General features: G+C 49.7%; 24 protein-coding genes. 7 read left to right on the forward strand and 17 right to left on the reverse strand.

The genetic code is table 11. The features are described from left to right. Positions 1-400: 400 nt before the first annotated feature. The 8 genes from chrA to C0068_RS12710 form a co-directional block, all read right to left on the reverse strand. Positions 401-1,528: a chromate efflux transporter gene (gene chrA, locus C0068_RS12675; protein WP_103684848.1), complete on the reverse strand. Its 1,128-nt coding sequence runs from the start codon at positions 1,526-1,528 to the stop codon at positions 401-403. A 55-nt stretch (positions 1,529-1,583) separates the two neighbouring features. Continuing rightward, positions 1,584-3,365, reverse strand: coding sequence for a DEAD/DEAH box helicase (locus C0068_RS12680; RefSeq protein ID WP_233208811.1), 1,782 nt, complete (start codon positions 3,363-3,365; stop codon positions 1,584-1,586). A 167-nt stretch (positions 3,366-3,532) separates the two neighbouring features. Continuing rightward, positions 3,533-3,919 carry an acyl-CoA thioesterase gene (locus C0068_RS12685; RefSeq protein WP_103684850.1) on the reverse strand — a complete coding sequence of 129 codons (387 nt, stop codon included), beginning with the start codon at positions 3,917-3,919 and terminating at the stop codon, positions 3,533-3,535. Positions 3,920-3,947: 28 nt separating this feature from the next. After that, the gene (locus tag C0068_RS12690; RefSeq protein ID WP_146047897.1) at positions 3,948-4,220 is read right to left on the reverse strand and encodes a hypothetical protein; all 273 of its coding nucleotides are present in this window, start codon (positions 4,218-4,220) and stop codon (positions 3,948-3,950) included. 29 nt (positions 4,221-4,249) lie between these two features. Further along, positions 4,250-4,867, reverse strand: coding sequence for a PAQR family membrane homeostasis protein TrhA (gene trhA / locus C0068_RS12695; protein WP_103684852.1), 618 nt, complete (start codon positions 4,865-4,867; stop codon positions 4,250-4,252). Between the two features lie 314 nt (positions 4,868-5,181). After that, complete coding sequence (locus C0068_RS12700; RefSeq protein ID WP_103684853.1) at positions 5,182-5,466, reverse strand: hypothetical protein; 285 nt, start codon at positions 5,464-5,466, stop codon at positions 5,182-5,184. A 169-nt stretch (positions 5,467-5,635) separates the two neighbouring features. After that, a complete protein-coding gene (locus tag C0068_RS12705) occupies positions 5,636-6,838 on the reverse strand; it encodes an amidohydrolase family protein (RefSeq protein ID WP_103684854.1) in 1,203 nt (400 codons plus the stop codon). 114 nt (positions 6,839-6,952) lie between these two features. After that, the gene (locus C0068_RS12710) at positions 6,953-7,411 is read right to left on the reverse strand and encodes a MaoC family dehydratase (protein ID WP_103684855.1); all 459 of its coding nucleotides are present in this window, start codon (positions 7,409-7,411) and stop codon (positions 6,953-6,955) included. A gap of 255 nt (positions 7,412-7,666) precedes the next feature. On the opposite strand from C0068_RS12710, the gene cls reads away from it, so the two are divergent. The 6 genes from cls to C0068_RS12745 all read left to right on the forward strand — a co-directional run bounded on the left by cls (position 7,667) and on the right by C0068_RS12745 (position 17,207). After that, the gene (gene cls / locus C0068_RS12720) at positions 7,667-9,133 is read left to right on the forward strand and encodes a cardiolipin synthase (protein ID WP_103684857.1); all 1,467 of its coding nucleotides are present in this window, start codon (positions 7,667-7,669) and stop codon (positions 9,131-9,133) included. Between the two features lie 8 nt (positions 9,134-9,141). Continuing rightward, positions 9,142-9,771 carry a paraquat-inducible protein A gene (locus tag C0068_RS12725; RefSeq protein ID WP_103684858.1) on the forward strand — a complete coding sequence of 210 codons (630 nt, stop codon included), beginning with the start codon at positions 9,142-9,144 and terminating at the stop codon, positions 9,769-9,771. Then, the gene (locus C0068_RS12730; protein WP_103684859.1) at positions 9,768-10,388 is read left to right on the forward strand and encodes a paraquat-inducible protein A; all 621 of its coding nucleotides are present in this window, start codon (positions 9,768-9,770) and stop codon (positions 10,386-10,388) included. The genes C0068_RS12725 and C0068_RS12730 overlap by 4 nt, the downstream gene beginning before the upstream one ends. Further along, complete coding sequence (locus C0068_RS12735) at positions 10,381-12,702, forward strand: PqiB family protein (RefSeq protein ID WP_103684860.1); 2,322 nt, start codon at positions 10,381-10,383, stop codon at positions 12,700-12,702. The genes C0068_RS12730 and C0068_RS12735 overlap by 8 nt, the downstream gene beginning before the upstream one ends. An 81-nt stretch (positions 12,703-12,783) precedes the next feature. After that, positions 12,784-14,070 carry an efflux RND transporter periplasmic adaptor subunit gene (locus C0068_RS12740; RefSeq protein ID WP_158249995.1) on the forward strand — a complete coding sequence of 429 codons (1,287 nt, stop codon included), beginning with the start codon at positions 12,784-12,786 and terminating at the stop codon, positions 14,068-14,070. Next, positions 14,067-17,207, forward strand: a complete 3,141-nt coding sequence (locus C0068_RS12745; protein ID WP_103684862.1) for an efflux RND transporter permease subunit — start codon at positions 14,067-14,069, stop codon at positions 17,205-17,207. The genes C0068_RS12740 and C0068_RS12745 overlap by 4 nt, the downstream gene beginning before the upstream one ends. Here the strand turns inward: C0068_RS12745 and C0068_RS12750 are convergent. Then, the gene (locus C0068_RS12750) at positions 17,204-17,590 is read right to left on the reverse strand and encodes a diacylglycerol kinase family protein (protein ID WP_103684863.1); all 387 of its coding nucleotides are present in this window, start codon (positions 17,588-17,590) and stop codon (positions 17,204-17,206) included. The two genes, C0068_RS12745 and C0068_RS12750, sit on opposite strands and share 4 nt — an antisense overlap. Before the next feature lie 42 nt (positions 17,591-17,632). Here C0068_RS12750 and glpE point away from each other — a divergent pair, with 42 nt between their 5' ends. Beyond that, complete coding sequence (glpE, locus tag C0068_RS12755; RefSeq protein WP_103684864.1) at positions 17,633-17,953, forward strand: thiosulfate sulfurtransferase GlpE; 321 nt, start codon at positions 17,633-17,635, stop codon at positions 17,951-17,953. A 103-nt stretch (positions 17,954-18,056) separates the two neighbouring features. On the opposite strand, the gene fur is transcribed toward glpE, so the two are convergent. From fur to wrbA, 8 genes are all read right to left on the reverse strand, one after another. Then, on the reverse strand, positions 18,057-18,470 hold the full coding sequence (fur, locus tag C0068_RS12760; RefSeq protein WP_103684865.1) for a ferric iron uptake transcriptional regulator: 414 nt from the start codon (positions 18,468-18,470) through the stop codon (positions 18,057-18,059). A 120-nt stretch (positions 18,471-18,590) separates the two neighbouring features. Further along, positions 18,591-21,203, reverse strand: coding sequence for a TonB-dependent receptor (locus tag C0068_RS12765; RefSeq protein ID WP_233208814.1), 2,613 nt, complete (start codon positions 21,201-21,203; stop codon positions 18,591-18,593). Between the two features lie 104 nt (positions 21,204-21,307). Continuing rightward, complete coding sequence (locus tag C0068_RS12770) at positions 21,308-22,300, reverse strand: FecR domain-containing protein (RefSeq protein ID WP_103684866.1); 993 nt, start codon at positions 22,298-22,300, stop codon at positions 21,308-21,310. Beyond that, the gene (locus tag C0068_RS12775) at positions 22,297-22,755 is read right to left on the reverse strand and encodes a sigma-70 family RNA polymerase sigma factor (RefSeq protein WP_199176174.1); all 459 of its coding nucleotides are present in this window, start codon (positions 22,753-22,755) and stop codon (positions 22,297-22,299) included. Before C0068_RS12775 ends, C0068_RS12770 begins: the two co-directional genes overlap by 4 nt. A 250-nt stretch (positions 22,756-23,005) precedes the next feature. Beyond that, positions 23,006-23,404: an SRPBCC family protein gene (locus C0068_RS12780; protein WP_103684867.1), complete on the reverse strand. Its 399-nt coding sequence runs from the start codon at positions 23,402-23,404 to the stop codon at positions 23,006-23,008. 92 nt (positions 23,405-23,496) lie between these two features. Next, a complete protein-coding gene (gene sppA, locus C0068_RS12785; RefSeq protein WP_103684868.1) occupies positions 23,497-25,317 on the reverse strand; it encodes a signal peptide peptidase SppA in 1,821 nt (606 codons plus the stop codon). Beyond that, a complete protein-coding gene (locus tag C0068_RS12790) occupies positions 25,314-25,706 on the reverse strand; it encodes a DUF2069 domain-containing protein (RefSeq protein WP_103684869.1) in 393 nt (130 codons plus the stop codon). The genes sppA and C0068_RS12790 overlap by 4 nt, the downstream gene beginning before the upstream one ends. A gap of 7 nt (positions 25,707-25,713) precedes the next feature. Continuing rightward, entirely contained in the window at positions 25,714-26,316 is a 603-nt protein-coding gene (gene wrbA / locus C0068_RS12795; protein WP_199176169.1) for an NAD(P)H:quinone oxidoreductase, read from the reverse strand. Positions 26,317-26,323: the final 7 nt, after the last annotated feature.

Consider the following 26,323-nt stretch of genomic DNA (forward strand, 5'->3'; position numbering starts at 1 on the left):
ATCAGATGCCTGATTTTAGCAAAAAACACTGGTTTTTAAGAGAAAATCTACAGCCTCAACGCTCAAAGCAGCGACGCGGTTACACATCCGACTGCCTTTGCTTGTATGTCTAATGTCGAGACCTCCCTAAGTCATTTAGCAGAACAGCGCTCTTGCTCTACAAATACCCAACGAATCGCCCTCAATGCCTTGGTTTAATTATATAAGCGGTTCATGGGGCTAGATATTAGTGATCTTGTGTTTAAACCCGCGCTGGGTGCACCCCTGTGATCTATAGCGGTGAAAAAATCTCAGCGATTCTCTCCAATCTTCGATGTGCTCACCGTTTACAAGTTGAGCTGATATATGGCGTTAGCTAAAGAAGGCTCAGGCTTATAAGTTATCGCAGTAGCCATCCACATCAATAGAGTGCCGCACCGCAAACGGCGAACACCACAATAATAGCCATAATCGGCACACGTTTGCTGCGCAGCGCAATTAATCCCACCACCGCCAATAGAAGAGCAAACCAATCGTGGGGGGCACTACTCGCCACGGGGTTTATCCACGCCGCCGCCAACATACCAACGGCAACGGCATTAACACCGGCAATGGCCGCAACGATACGGGGCCGCGTTGATAATTGCTGCCAAATTCCCCGGAATCCTGAAAGAAGTAAAAAGCCCGGTGCGAATACCGCAGCCGTTGCGATTAAGGCATACGACAAAGCCGCGTTTGGATTTATGGCGGCACCAAGGTAGGCGCTGAGGGAAAACATGGGGCCAGGCACGGCCTGCGCGGCGGCGTAGCCTAATAGAAACTGATCTTTGCTCAAAGCCTCACCAACTAAAGGCTCTAACAGCGGCAAGACCACGTGGCCGCCACCAAATACCAAGCTGCCCGCTTGATAAAATATTGCGAAGATACCAGTAGGAAAGAAAAGGCACACGGCAAATAGCAGCACGAAAGCCGTAAGACAAGTCAGTAAGGTACGGTCTGTTTTAATACCAACAAGATTCTGCGCTGGTTCGGCTCGCCACGCCATAACAGCTGCTGCTAGCGCCATTAATGAGAACTGCCATAGCGGTGTCATTGCCCACGTGAGTACGGCGGTACTTAACACGGCCAATATAATCGTAAGCGCTTGCCGACAAAATTGATTCGCCATGCCCCAAACTGCATCTGCCACCACCGCTACTGCTAGCAATTTTAAACCGCTAACAATACCAAATTGGAGAGTGCCTTCAGCAATGTTTAATTGCCAAACCGCGAGGCCATACATAAGAAGAAATGAAGGTAAGGTAAATCCGAGGAATGCCGCGATGCCTGCAGGAATACCGCCGCGCCGACAGGCAATAGCGTAGCCTAGCTGACTAGAGGATGGACCAGGAAGAAATTGACATAGGGCTAAATCAGCGGCAAATTCTTGTTCATTTAGCCAAGATTTTTGCTCTACAAATACTTTTCGGAAATAGCCAATATGTGCTGCTGGGCCGCCAAAACTGACACAGCCCAAATACAGGAATTGCAGAAAAACACGCCAGACCACGTTTACACTCTCAGCTCAAATAAGCATGAAGAGTGTAAACGAAGCGTATTACGGATTATAGCTTGCCGCGTTTTTCTCGTGGTGCAGATGGCTTAGCCGATTTGGCTTTTACCTTGGTAACAGGCTTGCGGCCGCCTTTGTCGCCCGCCTTACTTATACGAGGTTTGCGCGGACGCTCACGCTCAATAGGCATATCCCCGCCTTCATGCACAGAGATATTCAAAGCCTGCCCAGCAACGCGGGTGGTTTTCAAACACTCGAATGCACCTTCTGGTAAATCCGCCGGCAAATCGACTGTGCTGAAATCTGGGTAGATTGAAATACGGCCAATGTTCGCGCTATCAATATTAGCTTCGTTGGCGATTGCGCCAACAATATTGCCCGCGCTCACACCGTGCTGACGCCCAACTTCTAAACGGTAGCGCTGCAAACTTGATTCTGGCACACGCTTGCCGCCGCTCACTTTGTCGCGGGCACGGGCTTCCGTCATCAGCTTGGGCGCGTCTTTTACCAATAAGGGTTTGTCACCCTGCAACTGGCTGGCCAAGGCCGCCGCCACATCGATTTCAGATACGTCGTGCTTAGTAACGTATTCCTGAAGCATTTTGCGGAAGAAACTCAAATCCGTACCGGCAAGTGTGTCGGTGATTTTTTGCATAAAACGATCGACGCGCAAAGCGTTGATATTTTCTGCCGTCGGCAAGCCCATTTCTTCAATTGACTGGCGAGTGGCGCGTTCGATCGCCTGCAACATACGCTTTTCACGCGGCGCCACAAACAGGATCGCGTCACCGGTGCGGCCAGCACGACCAGTACGGCCAATACGGTGAACATAGGCTTCTGTGTCGTGGGGAATATCGTAGTTAATTACGTGGCTAATACGCTCTACGTCTAAACCACGGGCGGCAACGTCCGTAGCAATAACGATATCAAGACGGCCATTTTTCAGTTGATCGACTGTGCGCTCGCGCTGGGCTTGGGCAATATCGCCATTGAGTGCCGCTGCGGCATAACCACGGGCCTGCAGTTTTTCGGCAAGCTCGGTGGTAACCAATTTGGTCCGCACGAAAATAATCATGCCGTCAAACGGTTCAGCCTCAAGAATGCGGGTGAGCGCATCCAGCTTATTCAAGCCACGCGCCATCCAATAACGCTGACGAATCGTCACCGCTGTTGAGGTTTTTGTTTGAATGGTGACTTGTTCAGGGTTATTTAAATACGTTGTCGCAATACGGCGAATCGCCGAAGGCATCGTCGCCGAGAAAAGCGCAATTTGACGTTTTTCTGGCATCTGCGACATGATCCACTCAACGTCGTCGATGAATCCCATACGCAGCATTTCGTCTGCTTCGTCTAAAACCAAATGGCTTAGATCATCTAACTTCAGGGTGCCGCGACGCATATGGTCCATCACTCGGCCAGGCGTACCAACAACAACCTGCACACCGCGTTTAAGTGCCGCTAACTGACCACGGTAATCTTGACCACCATAGATAGGCAACACATTAAAGCCTGGCATTTGCGCCGCATAGCTCTGCAGCGCCTCTGCAACCTGAATCGCTAATTCACGGGTTGGCGCCAAAATTAAGGCTTGGGTACGACGGCTATTTACGTCGAGACGTGACAATAGAGGCAAAGCAAATGCTGCGGTTTTACCCGTACCCGTTTGAGCCTGACCAACAAGGTCTCTGCCCGCTAGAATAAAAGGAATTGTCGCTGCTTGAATTGGTGAAGGTGTTTCGTAACCAACCGCTTTCACAGCGGCAAGAACCATGGGCGATAAGCCCAAATCATCAAAAGTCATAGTTTCCGCTGCCGCGGCCGTATCAGAGGGCATAATCGCTACCGTAAAAAATGCATGAGTCGCCGCAACATTAGACCTCACACTCGGCCGAACGCAGATATGGCGTTGAGGCCGCATTATACCGGCATGACGCAACAAATACCCTGAAACCTTTGGCCTTTTTTGGCATTCACCGCGCAAGAACGGCTTATAGGTCTTGATTAACTCAGTTTTTCTAAGCCAACACGCTGCTCAGCGGTAATTTCCAATTTACACTGCACCGCAAAATCAAAATAAATCATCACCGCCGTGCCTTTGGCCACTAGCTCACCTCGCTGCCAAGCCTCGTGATCACAAATAAATGAAGTGCTGCCAACGTGGGCAATACGCGTTGTAATATCTACCGAATGGCCGTGGTATATCTGAGCAATAAAATCAACATCCATTTTTCGCAGAATCACATTCCACTTCGTCAAATCCTGCCCAGGATTGAATATTTCGAATATCGGCCCCCTAGCGGTCTCAAACCACATGGGAACAACCGTATTGTTTATATGACCCAAAGCATCTGTTTCACAGAAGCGTGGTTCCATCGTACACCGCAACATATTATTTCTCTGACTCTGAAGGAAGTCTTTACTGTGTAAGCCAGCGCAGAGCCATACACAGCCACAGCACATAACTCATAATGGCTGCCGGAAACGCTTTGTGCCCCAAATCGCTTCCACGCATTTTTTCCTTGGCGGCATACACCATGGCTGCGCTCACCAAAGCATGAAAAATCATCAGTGATGGCGCCTGCACCCAGCCATAACTAAGCCCCTTAATTACCACGGGCGAGACCGCTGCAATAGCAAGAAACAGGCAATTTACCAGCCCAAAGCCCATTGCTACACGAGATATAATCAAGAATCTACGCCTCCGCTCGCCGGCATTTTTCAGGCGACATAGTAATAAATTGTAAAGAAATGGCAGACACTGCCCGCCAACACGAACAGATGCCAAATACCGTGAAAGTGGGGAATTTTCTTATCAAACACATAAAAAATAATCCCCGCCGTATAGGCAAGGCCGCCGGCCAGCAACAAGCTAAAGCCGCCCTCTGGCAACGCCGCGCTCAGGGGTTTTATTAAAAATATTGCCAACCAACCCATCAACAAATACACCGCGATAGCCCATGCCCGCCGCCCAGCTTTAGGCACCATCTCTAGCACCATGCCAATAGCGGCCAAAGACCAAATGGTCGCAAACATCCACCAGCCGCCATTTTCGCGCAAAGTCACCACCAAAAAAGGGGTATAGGTGCCCGCAATAAGCAGGTAAATCGCCAGATGATCTAGCTGCCGATACAGCGCTTTATGTGGCCCCTTGGTGCTGTGATACAGGGTAGAAAACACATACAAGGCTAACAGAGAGACGCAATACACCGAAAAACCGAGTAGCTTCCAACCCTCACCACTTTGTAGCACCGGCCAAACCAGCGCGACACTCCCCACTACAGCCGCTAAAACACCGGCTAAGTGAGAAAAACTGTTAAAACGCTCGCCTTTATACACCTTGCGACTACCGCCCTAAGACTATTGATACAAAAAGGAAAACACCCACCAAAACAGCAATTTTGAGGGTATATTTGCTAATTTGGCGCCAATTTAACAGAAATTAAGCTGTAGGGCCTGCTCGCAGCCCGCAAAAATTTTACTCAGGTTTTATTTAAGAAGGAGCAAGAGAAACACACGTGACTAAACGAAAGAAGTGAAAAAGAGGCCCAAAATAAGATTGCTGACGCCGCCATTACAGCAGAAAAACGAGAGAAGCCTTACTCGCCGTAATACAGCGCCATTATTGACCTAGAAACAAAGCAAAAAACTAATTAGGCTGCGCCCGCTTCGACATCCAAACGACCAAGGCCTTCAAACAGCAGCTCAACATGCAAAGAACCGTTGGTATTGACCACTTTGCGGATGCGAATCTCACCCAAGCGCCCGTCGCGCAAGCGGATACGATAATCGGTTCCGTGTAGACGTTCGCTAATCTGCTTATTCAAATGCAGGCAACCGCCCCACTTCACATAATCGCTGCTTGCAGAAATATACATGGGAACATCAGACAATAATTCCCGATCCCCTAGCAGCACACTGCCATGCGTCAAATCCATTGACCTACTCCGCGCTATATTCAAAATCAAATACGTACTTCAACCTATAGCATCCTTGCCAATGTTGCAGTTATAACACAATAACGTAGGGGATTCCCGCCTGCCGGCTAGATCAAAAAATATCAAAAATCAGTGATTTTCATAACCAAAAAGCATTAAAAGCCCCACTTTATGGCGTAATTCCCAGCAGGCTGGCCGCATTGCCACGCATCATTTGAAAAATTTCTCGCTCCGAAAAGCCACTCATTTCCTCTGTCATTTCGCAAGGCCACAGCAAGCCCTCTGGATGGGGGTAATCCGAACCATTGACGATTGCCTCGACACCGACGCTTTTAGCGATGTGACCAAAGTCATCTTCATGAAAGGGCACAATCTTAAAATGCCGTTTAAATACTTCGCTAGGTAGCTCCGGCTTACCATAGGCCCAGCGACTTTTGTGGTCGCCTAGGCGATAAATTTTGTCCATTGTTTTCAATAAATGCGGCAGCCACGCCGCACCAAATTCAACAATTAAAAACTGCAGGCGAGGAAACCGACCAAACAGGTTTTGAAAAATAGTCGCCGCAATTTGATCAACCACCGTGCGCTCTCCCATCCCCACATAGGTATTAAATGCGGTAAAACGATGGGATGGTGGATTGGCAGGCTCGCCCCAGGGCGCGGCATATAATTCGGTAAAGGGGCCGCTGCCGATATGGTATGCAACAATCAGCCCCGCCTCCTGCACCCGCGCCCAAAAGGGATCAAAATGCGGATCTGCCGGCGAACGCCCCTCGATAGGACCGGTATTAATATGCACCAAGCGGCAACCTTCCCTAATGATTCGCTCCAGCTCCACCAAGGCTTGCTCTACACCGACGAGACTCATCATAGCGGTGGCGTAAATCCGGCCATCGCCGCCCCACCCCCAATCCTCAGCTACCCAGCGATTAAAGGCGCGGATACTTGGATAGGCAATATCGCGATGCTTTGGCTTACGGAGCTGGTATTCAACACCACATCCCAGAGTAGGAATCATCACGCAGGCCTCTACACCCTGCTCATCCATCCGCGCTAAGCGCGCCGTTTTATTGATAAATTCAGGGCAATCAATGGCGCGAATGGCATTGGCATTTACCGCACCGCCGGTCTCGACATCGCCTTTAAAAAAAGCCTTCATCGCGCCAGGGGGGCCAACATAGTCGCCCACACCGACGCTAAAGAAATTAAGGCGTTCATCCCCTAACTTCATAATACCGAAGCCGTCGTCACGTTCGCGCTCAACCCACACGGTACGATCCCGAAAGCGAGACTCTATATGCCGACTAAAGCAATCGTCTGGCTCGTAGTAGTGGTTGTCGCAATCGATTAAGGAGTAAGGAAGTGAGTTCATAGCAGGTGGCCTTATTACTGATATGGCACCTACTCTACGCCGGCTTTTAGAGGAACACAGTAGCCACAACTATCACCCAGCGGTGACAAAAAAGCTCACCGCCAGTTGATTAATTTACGAGGGAAAGTAACGACTAATGGTATCGGCAACGCAGGCGGGTCTATCGTTGCCTTCAATTTCAACGGTAACCCTGACTATCGACTGCACGCCGCCTTTAATTTCTTCAATAGACAGCAATTCACCGACACCCCGCACCCGCGAGCCAACCGGCACCGGCGCGGGGAAACGAATACGATCACAGCCGACATTTACCCCCATAGCGATTCCCTGCACTTCGACAATCTGAGGCAAAAACAAATTAACCAACGACAAAGTCAAATAGCCGTGGGCGATACACGTGCCAAAGGGGCCATCTTTTGCGCGCTCTGGATCAACATGTATCCACTGATGATCGCCAGTTGCGTCAGCAAATAAATTAATACGCTGCTGATCTATCTCTAACCAGTCGCTGGCACCGAGTACGGTGCCAACGGCGGCGATAAGATCCTGTGGTTGTTTAAAGACCGTGGTCATAGCTACTCCGGTGTCTGGCCGACATCTTGTCTGCCCCTGTTTTTATAGGGCTTAATTATGGATGAGATGGGCACAAACTTTAGCATTCAGGCAGATTTGCCTGAAATAGTCTATCAGGACGACAAGGTTCTCATTCGGCTAGAAACTAGCGGCGAACTTATCCGCTACAATGGAGCTTACAACTTATCAGCTAAGATGTGTTCTAAGTTGCCACACAAGGAACACGCAACAATAAGATAAGGACTCGTATAAGGCATGGGCAACTACTCATCACCGGAACTATTGAATTGGTTAACGGACAACCTCGCCGGCATTGGAGCCTTATTAACCGCAATTTTCCTTGTGCTTGGCATAGTCTCAGCATTAGAGGCCATACTAAAAACCCGAACCGCCCAAGGCGCGGTAGCTTGGGCAATTGTGCTAATTGGCTTTCCCCCAGTATTTGTGCCTTTGTATTGGATATTCGGCCGTCGCAAATTTCGCGGCTATGCCTTAGCCAAACGCACCAACCATCTACAGATCGACGAAGTCGCCCAAGACCTTCTTAAACACTTTCCCGCCTTTGGGGCAGAACAAAGTAGTAGTGATCCGCGCCTAATCGCCTTAGAGCAGCTATCGACACTCCCCTTTTGCAGTGGAAATCAATGCGAATTACTGATCAACGGCAAGCGCGCTTATAGCGAAATTTTCAGCCGCATAGAGGCGGCGAAAAGCTATATTTTGCTAGAGTTTTACATCATCCGCGACGACCAAATCGGGCGCCAACTAGCCGAGCTACTCATTCAAAAAGCCCAGCAGGGTCTTAGCGTTTACTGTGTTTATGACGAAATCGGCTGCTTAAAACTATCTAATAATTATCTGCAAAAACTGCGCAGCAACGGCGTTAACATTCGCCCCTTTAACAGCACCAAGGGCTTGGGGAATCGCCTGCAGCTCAATTTTCGCAACCACCGCAAAATAGTAGTGTGCGACGGCGACTACGCCTTTATTGGCGGCATGAATATCGGCGATGAATATCGCGACATGCACCCCGTACTCACCCCTTGGCGCGACACCGGCATAGCCATACAAGGCCCCGCCGTGCAGGCAGTGCAATTAGCCTTTGCCGAAGACTGGTTTTGGGCAAACGAGTCCCTGCCAAAACTCAATTGGCAAACCAGCACCGCCGACGGGCCGCTCAACACCTTGGTTTTGGCGACCGGGCCCGCCGACAATACCGATAGCTGCGCGCTGTATTTTTTAAATATGATTCACCAAGCTCGTGAACGCTTATGGATCGTCAGCCCCTATTTTGTACCAGACGCACCGGTTATCTGCGCTTTGCAATTAGCAGCAATGCGCGGTGTAGACGTGCGAATCATGCTGCCCGCCAAACCTGACAAATTATTAATTCAACTTTCGTCCTATACCGCCATCAAAGAAACCCTCGCCAGAGGCGTACAGTTTTATTACTACCAAGACGGTTTCTTGCATCAGAAAGTGATGTTAGTGGATGATGATATTAGCGTGGTGGGAACGGCCAATATGGATAACCGCTCCTTCCGACTTAATTTTGAACTCTGCGTGATTAATCACAGCAAAGAATTTGCCCAGACAATGGAAAATATGCTCAAGAGCGATTTTCAAAAATGCACCCAACTGCTACCGCGGGAAGTGGCGAAATGGTCGTTTAGGCGCCGCCTGCTCAGCCGCTGCGCCTATCTTTTCGCCCCGCTGCAATAAGTGAGCTCATGGCAGAACCCAGTCATATCCCACATGAATTTACAGCCTGCCCAGATTGCGACTTGCTACTGCAAACCGCGCAGTCTGATCACACGCTAGAAGGCCGCTGCCCGCGCTGCAAGGCGGTGCTGTGGCACGCCGCCAAACACACCGACACCGTCAGCTTTGCCGCCGCCATTAGCGGCCTGATACTGTTTTATCCGGCAATGACATTGCCCATTCTCAAACTGAAAATGGTCGGCCAACACGGCAGCAACTCCCTGCTCGGTGGCATTTATCGCATGTGGGTGGAGCAGGAACAAATTCTCGCGGTATTAATTATGCTGTGCTCTTTGCTGGCGCCGCTTCTGCATTTATTACTCACCGCGGTCGTGTGTTTCAGCGTTAGATTCAATCATTATCCAAGCCACTTTCCGCTATGGATAAAATACAAATGCTGGATGCAAAGCTGGAATATGCTCGAAGTCTACGCCATGGGTATTATCGTCGCTTATGTAAAAATGATGCACGACGGTGAAGTCACCGTGTCCGCTGGCACCTACTGCCTGAGTGGGCTGCTACTTTGCGTCATATTGTGTAGCCAATATTTTCACGAAGAACAGGCATGGCAACACTGGGAGAAAAATAAACCCGCATGAGTATCAGCGCCCAACAACGCGGTATTGCTCGCTGCACCGAATGCGGCAAACTCAGTCACTTACCGGACCTCGGCCACAAGACCACAGCCGCTTGCCCACGCTGTAATACCGAGCTGAGTTTCCGCAAGCCGCAAAGTTTACAACGCAGCTGGGCCTACACCATTGCCGCTACTGCGCTGATGATTCCGGCCAATATTTTGCCCATTCTTACCGTCATCAGCTTTGGCCAAGGTGACCCAGACACCATCATGTCTGGGGTTGTGAAATTATGGGTAGCCGATTTGCAAGCCATTGCTGTCATCGTGTTCATCGCCAGCATTGCGGTGCCGGTTTTAAAACTGCTTATCTTGGTTATTTTAATGCTGGTCGTACAATGGCAACTGCCTTTAAGCCGGCAACAATGCACCATACTTTATCGCTTTATTCACTTTATCGGCCGCTGGTCGATGCTCGACTTATTCATGATTTCTATCTTGGTGACGCTGGTGCACCTCGGCAATATCGCCACCGTTGAAAGTGGCCCCGCGGCAACCGCCTTCGCTGCCGTGGTCGTGCTTACACTCTTTGCCGCAAATAGTTTTGACCCGCGCTTAATATGGGACTTAGACAATGACTGACCGCAATATTTCGTCCGCTGTACTCACACCCAAGCGCGGCCTTTCCGCCATCTGGTTGCTGCCTATTATCGCCCTCGGTATTGCGGTTTGGCTGATGTATAAAAGCCTTAGCGACACAGGGCTCAGCGTTACCGTTGCCTTCGACAATGGCAGCGGCATAAATATTGGAAAAACCCCCGTCATCTATCAGGGCATCAATGTCGGCCATGTGCAAAGTTTGCAACTCGACGATGATTTAGAGGGAGTCACCGCCACCCTTGAGCTCTCTCGTCAGATCGAGCCGCTGATCAAGAAAAACACCGAATTTTGGCTGGTAAAACCGCAAATCTCCCTGTCAGGCGTGTCTGGCTTAGACACATTGGTAGCGGGCAATTACATCAGTTTCAATCCTGGCGATGGCGAAGCCGCCCAACACTTCACGGCATTAAATACGCCGCCGCCACAAACCAATAATCTGCCGGGACTGCGTTTGGTATTAAATGCCGAGGAGCTTGGGTCACTCACCGTGGGCGCGCCGGTGCTCTATCAACAAATAGATGTTGGTGACATTGAGGGCTACCAACTCAAAGACGACAATATCGACGTCAATATTCGCATCGATCCCCAGTACAGCCATCTGGTCAATAGCAGTTCACGTTTTTGGGTACATAGCGGCGTAAAAATTAATGCCGGCCTGCAAGGTATCGACATCGAAACAGGCTCAATGGCAAGTATTTTGGCGGGGGGCGTTACCTTCGACACCCCAGCGAAAGGTGATCCTGAGGTTGAAAATAATGCGCATTTTAAATTATTTCAAAATCAGGATCGCGCCAAGGGCAGCAAAATTATCAGCGTGTATTTCCGCAATCCCGACGGTTTAAATGTCGGCAGCAATGTGCGCCTAATGGGCATGGACATTGGCAAGGTTGAGTCACTCAAATTTATTGACGACAACCCCAACCTCGGCGCCAATGTACGCGTTGCCATTCATTCACCTCACCACCGTTACTTAAACGAAAAAACCCAGTTTTGGCTGGTTAAGCCCGAGGTTTCCAGCAGCGGTGTGAGCGGCTTAGACGCTTTAATTGGTGGGCCATATATTAATCTACGCGTAGAGGGCAAAGGCAGCACCATCCCTGAACAATACACCGCCCTGCTAAGAGCGCCGGAAAGTCGCGTTCAACAACCGGGGCTGCGGCTTACGCTACGCAGCGACGAACTCAGCTCGGTCAGTATCGGCAGTAAAATTTACTACCGCAAAATTGCTGTCGGACAGGTTGAATCCGTTGAGCTTGATAAAAACGGCGTCAATATCGGCATTTTTATTCATGAGCAATACGCGAATTTAGTGCATCGTGAATCGCAATTTTGGAATGCCAGCGGCCTTAGCATTAGCGGTGGCTTAAGCGGACTAGACATTCACGCCGACTCGCTGGCAACCATAGTCGCCGGTGGTATTGCATTTCACACCCCCGAAGTCAGCAAGCCGCAGTTAGCCTGGGAAGGTTTGCGTTACACCCTATACCCAGACTTTCAAAGCACCTACGCAGAGAAAGGCCGCGATATTAGCCTGTACTTTGCAACCGGCAGCAACATTAACAAGGGCACCGAAATTAAATACCAAGGCATAAAAGTCGGGGAAGTGGTCGCCGTAGAATTAGACAGTAATATGGAGCGAGTAAAGGTAAGCGCACGGCTCGCCCCCTCTGCCAAAGCCCTAGCGCGCACCGGAAGCCAGTTCTGGGTAGTGCGCCCTCAGCTAGGCCTCATCGGCACACGCAACTTAGAAACGCTGGTAACCGGTAGTTATATCAGTGTTCGTCCCGGCTATGGCAGCAGCGCCACCCAGTTTGTGGCGTTAGACAAACCACCACCGCTGAGCAAACCCAGCTCGGGCTTAAACTTAATTGTGACCGCAGCTCAGCGCGGCTCAATCAAAGAAGGCGTAAAAGTCTTTTACCGCGATATTCCAGTTGGGGAGGTATTTGGCTACGAACTAGCCGAAGATGCGACTCAAACCCTGATCCATATCAATATCGAACCACGCTATGCCGGCCTCGTAAGAGAGAATAGTAAATTCTGGAACTCTAGCGGAATCGCCGTGAAATTCGGCTTGTTTAGCGGCGCAACGATTCGCAGCAAGTCGATAGAATCGCTATTAGAGGGCGGCATTGCCTTTGCCACTCCAGATGGCGAGCAACTCGCCGCCGCAGTAAGTGATGGCAAAACCTTCGCCCTTCATCAAACACTTGATCAGCAATGGCTGGAGTGGACACCGCAAATTCCGCTGCCGAAGGAAGCAGACACCGGAGAGAACTGGATACGGGCGGATTAACAAGTTTTCACAACATCGCCACACGGATAACGATACAATAGCCCCACTTTGACACCCTGTGCACGCATACTTTGCGTGCGCGTGTCGTTTCAAACTGCGACGAAAAAGCCATTGGGTGCCATCACGCAATTAGAGAACATCAGTGTGTTAAAACCTTCAAAACAAGTTCTGCAGTCCACCGTCGTCATTGTAGTCGCCATTGTTATCGCCGGCGTCTTTTTCGCTTTAAGGCCACCACCAGAAACCGTCACAATTGAACCGCCAACGCTGACCATCGACCTTGCCGTTGCGGAAAAACAAACCCTCTCCATCGCCGTTAGCTCACAAGGCACGGTGCAACCGCGAACCGAAACCATATTAATCACCGAAGTAAGCGGCAAAATAATCGAACTCTCACCGCAATTTCAAAGCGGTGGCCTAGTGGAAAAAGACGAGGTTTTACTCAGCATTGACCCACGCAATTACGAGGTTGAAGTTAAGCGCGCAGAAGCCAATGTCGCCACAGCATTCAGTAATTTAGTACAAGAAAAAGGCCGCGCCGCAGTCGCTAGACAAGACATTAAAAAGTATCCGCGAAAGTACGCGAGTAAAGAAGCCCATTACCTCGCCCTGCGATTACCACAGCTTAAAGAAGCCCAAGCCCGCTTAGATTCCGCCAAGGCCGACCTAGAACACGCCAACAATAATTTAGACCGTACAAAAATTCGCGCGCCTTACCGCGGCATCATAAAAGCCCGCAGTGTTGATCTGGGCCAGTTTGTCGGTTCGGGCACGCAGCTTGGCCAAGTATTTGCTGTCGATTTTGCTGAAGTGAGACTCCCCATCCCCGCTGACCGCCTAAATTACTTAGACCTACCTGACAGCCACAACAAAGAAAGCGCACCCAGCGTTATCGTCGAAAACGAGTTGGGCGCCAAATGGCAGGGTACTATTGTGCGTACCGAAGGGGTTCTCGATGAACGCAGCAGGGTACTATTTGCCGTCGCCAAGGTGGATGACCCTTATGGCGTTGAAAATGGTCGCGACGCCCTGTTGATGGGCAGCTTCATCAAAGCGCAAATAGGCGGCAAACGCATAGACAATTTAATCGCCATTCCCCGCTACATTTTACGTACGGGCAACAAGGTTTGGGTGCTGGACGAACAACAGCGCCTCCGCAATCGCGATGTAAAAATACTTCATACCGAAGGAAAGCTGGTCTATGTGTATGAAGGCTTAAATGATGGCGACCGCATCTGCCTCTCTACCATTCCCAATGCTGTCGCCGGCACCAAGGTAAATGTTAACGCAACAACCAGCACTAGTGCCTTGGTCAGCGCCAACGCAGACCATATCGCCGACGCCAGCACCGAGACAAATGCCCTATGAGTTCGCTGCCGGAGTTTGATACCAACAGGGGTATTATCCCGTGGTTTGCTCGCAATTCAGTCGCTGCCAATTTATTGATGATCGTTATTATCGCGGTTGGACTTGGCACCGCGTTTAACATTCAGCGCACCATACAACCCGATTTTGAAATAAATATTGTACAGATTACCGTCCCCTACCCTGGCGCCACGCCGGACGAAGTAGAGCGCGGCGTTGTCTTAAAAATTGAAGAAGCACTCAAAGATATCGAATCGATTGAGAGCTTGGAATCTACTGCCAGCGAATCCATAGCTATACTGACAGCGGAAGTCTACGAAGGCTACGACACCCTAGCAGTGATGGACGAAATTAAAAGCGCCGTCGACGGCATTGTTAGTTTTCCTGAGCAAGCAGAACGTCCCATCATCAAGCGGGTCGAATTTCAAAACCACGCTCTCAACGTACAACTTTACGGTGACATCGACGAACGCGGGCTGAAAGAACTCGCAGAACAAGTCAAGCTAGAACTTACCCTCGACGAAAATATCGCCTTTGTGCAAATCAATGGCGCGCGGGATTTTGAAATCAGCATCGAGGTGTCGGAAAACACCTTGCTTCAATACGGGCTAACACTCTCCGAAGTCGCAGACGCTATTCGCCGCTCCTCGCTAGATCTACCAGGTGGATCAATCAAAACCGCCAACGGCGACATATTGCTGCGCACCCGAGGCCAAGCCCGCAGCCAGCATGAGTTTGAGCGAGTTGTACTCATCACTTACCCAGACGGCACCCGTCTCACCCTTGGCGATATCGCAACGATTAACGACGGCTTTGTCGAGCAAGACGGCTTTTCATTTTTTGACAGCCAAAACAGCATCGGCCTGCAAGTGTTTGCGGTTGGCAATCAAGATCTAATCAAAGTTGCTACCGCAGCCAAGCAATATGTAGAGAAAAAACGTGGCAATCTTCCCGAGGGCGTAAACATCGCCACCTGGGCGGATATTACGTTTTATCTTGAAGGCCGCATGACGATGATGATGGAAAATCTCGGCATGGGTGCCCTGCTAGTATTTATTGTGCTGGGCATGTTCCTCAATATAAAACTCGCCTTCTGGGTAATGGTCGGCCTGCCCATTTGCTTTCTTGGCGCCTTAGTTATGATGCCTTTTGCCGGCATTAGTCTAAACATGCTGAGCCTTTTTGGATTTATTTTAGTCTTGGGTATTGTGGTTGATGACGCCATTATTATTGGTGAAAGCGCCTATGCCGAGGCAGAGAACAAAGGCCACTCCATTGATTCCGTAATCACTGGCGCACTGCGGGTCGCCACCCCCGCCACTTTTGGCGTGCTCACCACCATTATGGCTTTTTCGCCTACGCTATTTACCGAAGGTGCATTCTCCCCCTTCCCAGAAGCAGTCGGCTGGGTGGTTATTTTGTGCTTAAGCTTTTCGCTAATAGAATCCAAGTGGATACTACCTGCACACCTTGCCCACAGTACCCCGGGCACCACCGGCATCTGGCTAAAGATAGATAAAATTCCACAGTTTTTTAACGGCAAACTCAATCATTTTGTCACTGAGTATTATCGTCCTTTCATCCACAAGGCGATCGAAAATCGCTACCTAACCGGCTCAATCTTTAGTGCGATGTTAATCATCACAATTGGCTTAATCGCCGGCGGCATTGTTCGCTTTGTGATGATTCCCGAAGTACCGTCGGACTTCATTAAAGCCAATCTTGAAATGATTGAAGGTACCCCCGAGGCGCAAACGCGACAGGCTTTTGAGTACATGGATAAGGCGCTAACGAAGGTCGACCTCGACTATCAGCGCGAGCATCTAAATTCGTCTAACAAACGTTTAATTAGTCATGTGCAAGCCTTTGCCACATCGGGAAGAACCGTCAGCTTTATGGTAGAGCTAACCAAAAATGAACTGCGTGACATTGACGGCAACGAAATTGCGCGGCGCTGGCGTGAAGAAATAGGCGACATTCCTGGCTCTAAAATCTTGGCAATCAGCAGTGCTGACCAAACTTCTGGGCCAGCGATATCACTTAAACTTAGCAGTAGTTCAAACACCGAACTCGATGCCGCCGCCAAAGAAATTGAAGAAGCCTTGAGTCATTACAAAGGCGTATTCGATATCCGCAACGGCGCCAGCGCAATTCAGGATGAAATAGTATTAGACATAAAGCCCAGCGCTGAAGTGCTAGGTATTTCCTCCGCAACGCTAGGGCGCCAACTGAGAGATGCATTCTACGGCGCTGAAGCTCAACGTATTCAGCGGGGCAACGACGAAGTGAAAGTTATGGTGCGCTACCCAAGCGACGCTCGCACCACCATATCTGATTTGCAAAATATGTATATTCGCTCTGCAGACAGTGCTTATGTGCCTTTAAGCAGTGTTGCGAGCATGAGCATTGAACCGGGTTTTAGCGAACGCAAGCGAGTCGATGGCGAGCGCTCCGTCACGGTTACCGCCCAAGTAGACAAAACCTATACGGCCCCCGATAAAGTCACATCAACCATTATGAACACTTTGGTAAAAGACATTTTCCCTGAAAAGTATCCTTCGGTCATTGTACAGCTCAGCGGTGAAAGTGAGGAAAGCGGCGTACTCATGAAAAGCCTCGCCATTGGTTTTGTGCTCGCCCTATTCGGCATATATGCGCTGCTTGCTATTCCCCTGCGCTCCTACCTGCAACCCCTCATTATTATGGGTGTTATTCCCTTTGGCATCATCGGCGCGGTGGTAGGACACATTGTGCTTAATATGTCCTTCAGCATGATGTCTTTTTTTGGGGTCATCGCGCTATCTGGTGTGGTTGTCAACGACAGCCTCATCATGGTTGATTTTATAAACTCAGCCATTGCCCGTGGCGACCGCCTAATTGATGCTGTGGTAGATTCCGGCTGCCTGCGCTTCCGCGCTATTTTGCTCACCTCATTAACCACATTCTTCGGACTGCTGCCAATGCTGCTAGAAAGCAGCCTGCAAGCCCAGTTCGTCATTCCGATGGCGGTATCGCTGGGGTTCGGCATTATCTTCGCCACCGTCATTACTCTGATTCTTATTCCCTGCTTATACATCGTCTTAGATGACGTTAAAGCATTCTTCGGCTCATCTAAAGCGTTGGCAAACAGCAGCCACTAAAAAGGCCAAAACGCCCACAGCGCAACAATGACTGAAAACGCCGCCGCAATTAACACTGCGGCGGCGGCCACATCCTTAGCCTTTGCGACCAGCTCGTGGGTCTCGGGCACCGCCGCATCAGCCAATGACTCCAGCGCGGTATTCAAAGCCTCAGCCATCCACACCAGGCATATTGCCAGTATCACCATCATCCATTCTATCGATTCCAAACCGGTTAATAGACCGAGCGCTAGGACGGCAAGTGTGACTACCAAATGGATACGGGCGTTGTGCTGCTCGAATATCATGGTGATCAAACCGTCAAAGGCGTAACGAAAACTATCAAGACGCGCCCGCAGCGAAAACCGCTGATTGCGGCGACGGCGTTCTGTTTTATGCTTCATCGCGGTACCATAAGCCCTTTAGTCTGCACAGATAGGTATATCATGCCTGAGTTTAAACATATCTCACCACAAGACGCCCACGCAATGATCGAAGCGGGATGTCAGCTAGCGGATATTCGCGACGAGCAATCCTACGCGATGGCACATATCCCCAAGGCCAATCACTTAGACAATCACAGCTTGCAGCAATTTATTGAACAAGCCGATCCTGATCAAGCACTTATTATTTATTGTTATCACGGCAATAGCAGTCAAAGTGCTGCGCAATATTTTGTCGAGAAAGACTTTACCGAGGTCTACAGCATGGACGGCGGTTTTGAAATGTGGCGCCAGCTATACCCGCAAAATACGGTAGCTAGCTAAATTTTTCAGACCAGCAAAAGTGATTATTTTCATCCACCTATGGGAGGGTGAAAATAATCACTCTATGAATCATTCAGAACTCTATTTTCAAATAAATTGTTCGTCAATTACTTTTTCTCACATACAACACCAGAGTGTGATCAACTAACTCAACATTATGCTGCTGCGCTATTTCCTGTTGGCGGCGTTCGATTATATGGTCCCTAAATTCAATAATTTCACTCGAGTCTAAGCACACAATATGATCGTGATGATCATCGCTCGCCAGCTCGAACACAGACCGCCCCTTAAATAAATGCCGACGTACAACCAAACCCGCAGATTCAAATTGCGCTAATACTCTATACACCGTGGGCAAACCAATGCTTTCACCACGTTTTAGAAGATGATGATATACGTCCTCCGCGCTGACGTGCTCATTCTGCAAGCTCATGGTTTCTAAAAGCTTAAATATCTTTACTCTTGGCAAGGTAATCTTTAATCCGACCTTACGTAGCTCGAGATTTTCTGATGTCATATACAGGCCCTTGTCATAAAAATAATCACGCTTCGCGGTGAATAGTGGACATTACTCTGACGGGACTTACTTTAAAAAACAGGGGCAGAGACTGCCCCTTATCGCCAGCTAAGCTATTAATTAAAAGCTTACGTTTACACTCAGCCAAAAGTTTCGCGACTTATCTTTATTGTTATAGTCATCGCTAAATTCCACTTCGCCATCAGCGTCTGCATCATAAATACCATCGCCGTTCACGTCGTTAAATCGCGTGGTGTAGCTGGTGAAGTCCTGATCTAGCAAATTATTAATACGAGCATTTACAGTCACAGACTCATTAATTTTAAATGCAGCACCTAGGTGAAATACTTCGTAGTCATCGTAATATAAATGTTCACCCGACGTGCCCACGCCACGGTAGCGATCAGAGCGCGCTTCTAAGGTAAGAAAAACATTCATACGATCATTGTATTGCCAATCCAAGGTCGCATTCGCCATATTTTCAGCAGTATTTGTCAAGGGCTGACCTTTATTCGCACCACTGGTTTGCTCGCTATCCGTGTAGGTATAGTTAGCACGCAGTACCAATGCAGAGGAAATATAATAACGACCAGCAAGCTCCAAACCTTGGATTTCAGCCTTATCAATATTAATGTTTTGCGCGTAGCTGGTGTAATTCAATTGCTCATACGCACCTAGATTTGCACAAGGGCGCACACCACCAGTCTGAGAGCAGGACAAGTTTGTTTCACCACGGGTGATTTTGTCCTTAAACTCATTTTGAAAGAGGGTGATATTAAAATTATGACCTCCCGTTGGGGCTTCCCAATATGCAGCAAGCTCCGTGTTGATGCTGGTTTCTGGTTTCAAATCTGGGTTGCCCACAAAAGGACTCGTGCCCTGCCCACCAAATCCTGTAATACCATCGAATAAATCGGTGGTTTTAGGTGTTTTATAGCCCGTGCTTACGCCGCCTTTTAAGGTCCAACTGTCATTCAATAAATACACGCCATACAATCTTGGGCTGGTGTTACTACCAAACAGTTTGTGATCGTCGTAGCGAATACCTGCAGTGACGGTAAGCGGGTCTATGAACGTCCAGTTATCTTCAACAAACAAAGAATACATAGTGAAATCTGATACCACACCGGCACCGGTGCCGCCGTCTTCCATACCAAATACGCCGTCGTCCAGCTCGCCATCAATGTATTGGGTACCAACAACTAGTAAATGATCACCGGCCATGTCAGTAATGGGGATGTCTAATTTTGCGTCGAAGGTATATTGACGACTTTCCATCTCACGCTTAGGACGCGGCAAAAATTCCGCCTCCATAATGTCACGCCGCTCGCTTTCACTCAGCCCCGCGTACGCGCCGGTGCCCTCAAAAATCTCTTTCTGTAAAAGACGCTCGCTTGCCGTTAATGGCAGCGTCCGGCCTTTATTGGCCGTTTCAATATAAGCTAGGGATACCGCGCTGCTACCAAAGCTCCAATCACCATCGTGACTTATTGACCATTGGTCACGAGTAAACTCTTGATCCTTTGCGTAACCAGCGCGAGGGCGGCTAGAAAACAATTGATCGATACTGTCTACCGTTCCCAGCGGGAAGCTGCCATCTGCAGATGGCGTATTATCGTAAACCTGCTCAGATACGTCGTAATCAAACACCACCGACTGTTTCTCGTCTGGCGTCCAGCTCAATCTAAAGCCCAAGCTTTTATTGGTATTGTCTACCGTCTTGCCACCACCGCCAAAACCCAGCGAGCGAGTTTGCAGATTACCGGCGGGATCACGCACCGGCGCATACTCTGGATTAGACGCGTCGCGATCATACACGCTACCGCGAACCGCAAGACCAAGGGTATTTGGAATTAATGGCCCCTGCACATTAAAGTCTAGGGTTGAATCTTCGCCAAACTCATCGTCTTCCTGAAAGCTACGGCTAAAGCTAATCGCGCCGCCCCAAGTGTCGGTGATTTTTTTCGTGATCACGTTTATCACACCACCTAGCGCATCAGCGCCGTACAAGGTCGAGGCTGGACCGCGAATAACCTCTACTCGCTCAATCGCCGCCAAGGGTGGAATATGGTTAAACTGATTGCCGCCAAAATTATTGGGGTATATATCACCGTGGTTATTCTGGCGACGTCCATCAATAAGGATCAGGGTATAGTCTGCCCCCATACCCCGCATACTAATGGTGCCCTGCCCAGTTTTGTCACGTGTTTCGCCAATATCTACACCCTCCAGATCACGAACAACATCCAGCAATGTCGTGTAAGGGCGAGACTCAATTTCTTCGCGATTCACCACCGAGATACTGGCCGGCGCATCGGTAATTTTTTGTTCGAAGCCCGCAGCAGACACCACAACCTTCTTTAAGGTAATCAGTTCATTCTGAGGCACCGTCTCAGCCTGCGGCGCGGCCTTAATGAGGAAACTGCCATTGCTTTGGGCCTGTGCTTCTAAACCGGTGCCAGCCAACAAAATCATGAGCGCTTGAGAAACGGTAAAATCACCCTGCACCCCAAAACTACTTTTACCGCGGGTTAGACTCGCCGCAGCACTAAGGTGGATGCCCGCCTGCTGCGCGAACTCAGTCAGCGACTGCGACAAATCACCTTTTGGAACATTGTACTGAGCCATAGCTTGGCTCTGAGGGCTAGGGGATTGAGCCGCAGCAAGTGGCGAGGCAATCAGTGCTGAGGCAAAAGCCAGCGGTATTGCGCTGCGGGCAAGATCAAAGTTCATCAAACATGTGCTCCTATTTGGGTGGCTTATATGGGTCTACTTCCTATCTACCGAATAAGCCAATCAAAAAGGAAACCAATTAAGAAAAGTAATGATAATAATTTCTATTTATTTTTAGATCGAATATGAACCCACCAAGGAATAGGCTTATCGATGCGGATATCTAAGCTAGCAGCCAGCATTTCTAGCGCGACATCAGGCTCATCTAGTGGGAAAGAACCCATCACCCGCATTTGCGCCACCTCTGGCTCAACGTATATATAACCAAATCGATAGCGCTCTAACTGGCTGAGCAAATCAACTAGCGGAATATCGTTGGCCAAGAGCACATGATTTACCCATGCCTGCCGCGCCGGATCGGCCCTGCGTAAAACACCCCACGTCTCTTTTGAGAAACTAATCTGCTCACCCGTGTCGATTATGCGGTTCAGTCCCTGACCAATATCCACCTCGACTCGCCCCTCAAATACGGCTAGCACGGTGTGCCCCCCCTCCTCAGCCACCGAGAAACGGGTACCCAATGCGCGCAAGCGGCCATGCGAGGTTTCTACAATTAATGGACGATTCGAATCCGCCGCAGTATCGATGAATATATCGCCGCTCAATAAATGAATTAATCGCTGTTCGGTGGTGTAGTGCACATCCATATGGCTAGAGGTATTCAACCACGCCTTACTGCCGTCACTTAAGGCCAGTTCTTTTATTTCACCTTTGGCGCTAACGTAGTCAGCCATTTGCAAATAGGGTGACTCGGACAGCGACAGCCATGTGGCGCTGCCAATACCAGCAAGCACCAACATGGTTTTCAATGTGCGCCGCCGTGTTACGCGCCGCTCTTGCAAACTATGAAGTGTTTCACTGGCGGGAGCGCGAGTCCCTATGCCGTCATCGCGTAATTGATCAAAGCGCTTCGCGACCGATTCAATACGCGCCCAGGCTTCGCCGTGGGCAGAACTGGCTGAAATCCAGTGCTGCCATTGCGGCTTAATATCCGCAGCCAGAGTCTCGTCGGCAAGCGCAGCGTACCACTCGGCAGCTTCTTTTATATGCTGCTTGCTGACAGCAGCTTGATCCTGCGTTTTTTCTACATCAGTCATTTGATGATTTCGTCAGCCACGTCTAGCTCAAAGACCGCGCACTCATACATAGCTCTAGCCATATATTTTTTCACCATGCGCTCAGATACATCGAGGCGCACCGCGATCTCCCTATAGGGCAAACCATCGAGCTGAGAAAAAATAAATGCCTTCGCAACCTTTTGAGGTAAACCGCGCAGCATATGATTTAGGTCATACAGCGTTTCGAGAACAATCGCGGTGTGCTCGGGAGACGGCGCAAACACCTCTGGCTTGGCGGCAATTGCGTCTAACCAGGCCTTCTCGACATCGCGCCTACGCCACAGATCAACGCATAAGCCCTTGGCTACCGTCGTCAAATACGCCCTAGCCCCACCCGAGTTATCGAATTCTTGGGGACGAAGTAATAAACGTATAAATGCATCCTGCGCTAAATCGGCAGCATCTTCTGCGCAACCTAGGCGGCGCGCTTTAATAGATTAAACAGCCACCCATGATGATGACTATATAAGGTATGGAGTTGCTCGCCGTGGACGGAGCTAGGTGTGGTCATCGCTCCTCCCTGCCTGAGCACATTAAAATGGGCGAATTAAAATCCGCAAATAACAACGATTCTCATTATAGTTAGCAATCACATACATATACAAGCACTGAATAAAGCCGACGGCTCTCAGCAATATCAGTACAAGCAGGTAAACCAAAAAAAGAGGGCGTAATCGACGACCCTTAAGACACTTCGAGTATGTGCTTAAGCGTTTGTAAGTCCGCCTCAACGGCGGCTATATCTGCGGCGTATTCTTGATCGGACATCGTCTCGCGCCTAAACAGGGTAAAGACCAACTCGCTACCATCACCATTGCTCACGACCCGCATGGGGTTATTCACAACCATGCCCGACTCAAGCTCAACATCGTGATCCATCACCCCAAAGGAGTTATGCGCAGCGAAACGTATTTTCACTCGCCCGAAGGGCGCCTGAGCAATCCAAACGTCGCCATCTTGACTAAGTTCCGTGCTTGTTAGCCCAGCAGCCCAACGCGGTAAGTTCTCAGGATTAGATGCAAACCGGTAAACCTTGCTAGGGCTACACGCGATAAAAATACTGACATATTGCACATCAAGCATAGAACCGTTCCTAGCAAATTACCGTTACACCATCGCGGTGTCACTCTTCAGGCTGAGTACGCGAGATAGCGCAATCAAGCCCGATTAGTTTATTAAGGCGCCACGCACATCAGACAGTAGGCGTATACACCACGACTATCCTTGAGTGCCAAAACATCACGCCATGCCGGTAGCACGCTGTTTAACACCGACACCAATGGTGATGACGCACTCAGCGCGGATTTCACTAAGCCAGAGCCCAAGATCATACGCATCAATTCTTCTTCTGGGCTAAGGGGTAGCGACAATAAGCGGGTATCAGCGGGGTCCAAGCCTGCCAAGCTCGCTGCAGAGTTTATGGCTTGCTGCAGGCCACCTAACTTATCGACCAAGCCGAGCTGCTGAGCGTCGATACCACTCCATACCCGTCCTTCGGCAATGGGCTCGACCTGCTCCACTAATTTATTTCTGCCATCGGCAACGATATTAATAAAGCGACGGTAGCCATATTCAACACCGGACTGAATTGCGCTGGCCAAAATAGGATCTAGGGGTAAGTCTGGGCGAAGCTTGCCCGCCACCGCGGTTGTACCAACGCCGTCTGTGCTAACGCCCAAATCCTGCAACATATTATCTACAGTGGGAAAGGCACCAAAAATTCCGATTGAGCCGGTTAACGTCGCTGGGGTTGCCCAAACTTCATCAGCGCCCGCGGCTATCCAGTATCCGCCAGAGGCAGCCATGCTGCCCATCGACACCACCAAGGGTTTACCGGCCTCTTGAAGCTTTTGTAGCTCAGCGCGAATAACTTCCGACGCAAACGCGGAGCCGCCACCACTGTCGATACGCAACACCAGCGCTTTTATATTTTTGTCGAGACGAGCTTTGCGGATCAGTCGCGCCAAGCTATCACCACCGATGCTGCCCTCTGGCCGCTCACCGTCAACGATATTGCCGCTGGCAACAATAATCCCAACCGAATCTTTCACCTCTATTAGCAAGCTGCGATTCAAGGCGAGGTAATCTCGGAAATAGCTTTGCTGAAAGCTGCCCTCGTCGTTTTCGCCAACGCGCTCTATCAGCATATCTCGCAACATGGGACGACTAATAATGCCATCAACCAAGCCATAATCTAGGGCAGCCTGTGCAGCGTCGCCGCCCACCTCCGCCATAACGCGATCAATATGATTCACGTATTCGTCAAATTTGCTAACACTTATCCCGCGCCGTTCAACAACGGTATCGCGGTACAAATTCCACAGTTGATCCAGCCACGCCCTGTTTGCTTCTTTAGCAGCACTGGACATGTCGTTGCGCAATAATGGCTCAACCGCAGATTTAAAATTTCCGACTTTAAAAACGTGAAAACGAATATTTAATTTATCTATCGCCTCGCGAAAATAGTTTCGAATAACCGCAAAACCTTCTATGCCCACACCACCCATATTGTGAACAAAAATTTGATCGGCAAAACTCGCTAATAAATACTGATCTTGATTGTAGTGATTTGCCGTTGCGACAATTGTTTTGCCGTTTTCGCGAAAGCCCTGAATAGCCTCAGATAACTCCAAGGTTTTACTCATACCAATATGATCTAGGTCATCTAGCTTTAACAGCAGGATTTCAATGCGTGGATCTTCGCTTGCCAAATTCACAGTTTCAATTAAATCTGCCAGCAGCGTTTCCTGCGGCAAACCTTGAGCACTGAGCTGGCTAAAAGCGTCTACTGCAGATAACTGATCGACCACAACGCCCTCTGGCGCTAGTACCAATACGGCGCGATCCGGCACGGAGACTTCTTGCACCGAACTGAAGATTGCCATCGCTATGCCGCCGACAATCACCAAAAAAATAATATTTAATGTCCAACGTCTAGTTGCGTCGATGGCACCGCCAAGCTTAGAAAAAAATCCGCGCTTCTTATTTTCACTCATACTACTTCATTCCTCTGCGCAGTAATTTCACGCCATAATTTCGCCTGCCAGCGAATATACACAGTGGCACTGCAAAACAGGATAACGACCATCGCCAACTCAACATAATTGAACCAAATCGCCAGCGACGATAAAGCCTCGGTCACCGCCATAACAAAGTACAGCAAACTCGCAAAACACATCCACGCAATGCCGCGTAACTTTGCCTTAAACACCACGGGAGCAAAGATCAGCATAGGCAGCAGACGAATAATCCAGATTGTCACGCTGGGCTGACGCCCCTCTTGCATCCATACCCATGTACCTAAGGTTAGAGTGATTAAAAAGCCAATGTAGCTTAGCTTCATCACTGCGGCGGCAAATTCAGTGCGTTTTTCTAATGAGGTCATATGCTTCTCAGTTCTGCAATTTTTTGCTTAAAGTCGCGACGCGCTTACCCAGCGCCACGGCGAGATCAAGCTCCGTGTCATCGACAGCTCGATTACTTTGGCCTGCAACATGGGAGGCTCCATAGGGCGTACCGCCGGTTTGGGTAGTGCTCAGCGCCGCTTCGCTATAGGGAATGCCTGTTATTAACATCCCGTGGTGTAGCAATGGCATCATCATGGTCAGCAATGTGCTTTCCTGCCCGCCGTGCAAACTGGCGCTAGAGGTAAATACCGCTGCGGGTTTACCGATCAGAGCGCCGCTCATCCACAGACCTGAGGTGCCGTCCAGAAAGTATTTTAACGGCGCTGCCATATTGCCAAACCGCGTTGGGCTGCCCATCACTAAACCCGCGCAGTGGCGAAGATCGTCTTCACTTGCGTATAGCGGACCGCTTTCAGGGATATCGTCTGCTGTCGCCTCACAGTCTGCAGACACCGCAGGCACCGTGCGCAGGCGCGCTTCTAGACCTGCCTGCTCAACACCTCTGGCGATGTATTGGGCCAGTTTTTCCGTCGCGCCGTGGCGACTGTAGTACAAAACCAATACGTAAGCTTGGCTCACAGAATGCATCCTTCAC

The sequence above is a fragment of the Zhongshania marina genome (genome assembly GCF_002915595.1).
Taxonomy (GTDB): domain Bacteria; phylum Pseudomonadota; class Gammaproteobacteria; order Pseudomonadales; family Spongiibacteraceae; genus Spongiibacter; species Spongiibacter marinus_B.

Excerpts from the sequence above, each read along its gene's own strand:
- C0068_RS12680 (WP_233208811.1), bottom strand. The coding sequence starts at position 3,365 with ATGCCCTCTGATACGGCCGCGGCAGCGGAAACTATGACTTTTGATGAT.
- C0068_RS12685 (WP_103684850.1), bottom strand. The coding sequence starts at position 3,919 with ATGTTGCGGTGTACGATGGAACCACGCTTCTGTGAAACAGATGCTTTG.
- C0068_RS12700 (WP_103684853.1), bottom strand. The coding sequence starts at position 5,466 with ATGGATTTGACGCATGGCAGTGTGCTGCTAGGGGATCGGGAATTATTG.
- C0068_RS12705 (WP_103684854.1), bottom strand. The coding sequence starts at position 6,838 with ATGAACTCACTTCCTTACTCCTTAATCGATTGCGACAACCACTACTAC.
- C0068_RS12710 (WP_103684855.1), bottom strand. The coding sequence starts at position 7,411 with ATGACCACGGTCTTTAAACAACCACAGGATCTTATCGCCGCCGTTGGC.
- cls (WP_103684857.1), top strand. The coding sequence starts at position 7,667 with ATGGGCAACTACTCATCACCGGAACTATTGAATTGGTTAACGGACAAC.
- C0068_RS12725 (WP_103684858.1), top strand. The coding sequence starts at position 9,142 with ATGGCAGAACCCAGTCATATCCCACATGAATTTACAGCCTGCCCAGAT.
- C0068_RS12730 (WP_103684859.1), top strand. The coding sequence starts at position 9,768 with ATGAGTATCAGCGCCCAACAACGCGGTATTGCTCGCTGCACCGAATGC.
- C0068_RS12735 (WP_103684860.1), top strand. The coding sequence starts at position 10,381 with ATGACTGACCGCAATATTTCGTCCGCTGTACTCACACCCAAGCGCGGC.
- C0068_RS12745 (WP_103684862.1), top strand. The coding sequence starts at position 14,067 with ATGAGTTCGCTGCCGGAGTTTGATACCAACAGGGGTATTATCCCGTGG.
- C0068_RS12750 (WP_103684863.1), bottom strand. The coding sequence starts at position 17,590 with ATGAAGCATAAAACAGAACGCCGTCGCCGCAATCAGCGGTTTTCGCTG.
- glpE (WP_103684864.1), top strand. The coding sequence starts at position 17,633 with ATGCCTGAGTTTAAACATATCTCACCACAAGACGCCCACGCAATGATC.
- fur (WP_103684865.1), bottom strand. The coding sequence starts at position 18,470 with ATGACATCAGAAAATCTCGAGCTACGTAAGGTCGGATTAAAGATTACC.
- C0068_RS12765 (WP_233208814.1), bottom strand. The coding sequence starts at position 21,203 with ATGAACTTTGATCTTGCCCGCAGCGCAATACCGCTGGCTTTTGCCTCA.
- C0068_RS12770 (WP_103684866.1), bottom strand. The coding sequence starts at position 22,300 with ATGACTGATGTAGAAAAAACGCAGGATCAAGCTGCTGTCAGCAAGCAG.
- C0068_RS12780 (WP_103684867.1), bottom strand. The coding sequence starts at position 23,404 with ATGCTTGATGTGCAATATGTCAGTATTTTTATCGCGTGTAGCCCTAGC.
- sppA (WP_103684868.1), bottom strand. The coding sequence starts at position 25,317 with ATGAGTGAAAATAAGAAGCGCGGATTTTTTTCTAAGCTTGGCGGTGCC.
- C0068_RS12790 (WP_103684869.1), bottom strand. The coding sequence starts at position 25,706 with ATGACCTCATTAGAAAAACGCACTGAATTTGCCGCCGCAGTGATGAAG.
- wrbA (WP_199176169.1), bottom strand. The coding sequence starts at position 26,316 with ATGCATTCTGTGAGCCAAGCTTACGTATTGGTTTTGTACTACAGTCGC.